This window comes from Protofrankia sp. CiP1_Cm_nod4 (genome assembly GCF_982290645.1).
In genome coordinates this window covers 39,046-39,545 of sequence record NZ_CEVIVC010000004.1, presented here as the reverse complement: position 1 = coordinate 39,545, position 500 = coordinate 39,046, and the positions used below count along the sequence as shown (strand labels likewise).

The 500-nt window shown below is 70.0% G+C and carries 1 protein-coding gene; it reads right to left on the bottom strand.

Annotation, left to right across the window (positions count from 1 at the left end):
• Positions 1-80: 80 nt before the first annotated feature.
• The coding region (locus AC5LSR_RS01970) for a phosphotransferase (protein WP_493468086.1) at positions 81-500 on the bottom strand (420 nt) is incomplete at its 5' end.

Here is a 500-nt window from a genome sequence, read left to right as displayed (position 1 = left end):
GGACCCGGCGGGCACGGCGGGCAGAACCTCGTCGCGCAGCTCACGGCGAAGCCCCTCGAGCAGCTCGCCGGGGGTTGGCCTCAGCATGACGTCTCCCGTGGCCTGCTGGCTTCGATCCACTCCAGGCACGCCTGGATGGAGGGGATCACGGTTCGGGCCCGGTCGATCAGCCGTAGGTTGTGGCTGCGGCCGTCGATGACCGCACGGGCCGCCTGCAGGCTGATCGTGGCGTACTTGACCTCGCAGAAGACACGGTTCCAGCGCAATGCCGCTCCGGTGACAGGTACGCCTCCGGCCGCTTCGTACGCCGCGACGAACTCCTCGAGCGGCACGAACCGCTCCGGGCTCCACAGGGCGTGGTACGCCCACGCGATGTCCTCGACCGGGTCGCCGACGTGCGCCATCTCCCAGTCCAGCAGACCGACGATGCGGCCGCCTTCGTAGAGGACGTTGCCCGGACGGAAGTCACCATGCACGAGCGCTGGTCGCGCGGGTGGGGC